General features: G+C 56.8%; 1 protein-coding gene. It reads right to left on the bottom strand.

Annotated elements, in window-relative coordinates:
- A partial coding sequence (locus P0086_RS25225; protein WP_275790831.1) for a hypothetical protein occupies nucleotides 1-287 on the bottom strand: 287 nt, incomplete at both ends.

Below are 287 nucleotides of genomic sequence, written 5' to 3'. Positions count from 1 at the left end.
CTGGACATGACCACTTGTTCCTTTTGTTGCTTTGGCAAACCTGTCTTGCTCGCTCGTCGCTCGCAAGGGTGCCAAAGCGGCCATACGGGAACGTATGAACATGCCTTGAGCATGATGATGAGAAGCTGGTGAAGTTTTCACTTCGTTTTTGAACACGTCTTTCAAACCTTTTCGCGTGGCACCAGCAGCCGGCAGAGCCGAGCCGCCGGTGGTCCGGCGCGCCGTCCGCAGGGCAGCGATCGTCAGATCGCGGTGCGCCCGTGAGGACAAAGGTCTTTGCTCATCTT

This window comes from Mycoplana sp. MJR14, from assembly GCF_029210525.1.
Classification (GTDB): domain Bacteria; phylum Pseudomonadota; class Alphaproteobacteria; order Rhizobiales; family Rhizobiaceae; genus Mycoplana.
Note: the sequence above shows the minus strand (reverse complement) of the source record. Positions and strands in the feature narration are given on the sequence as shown.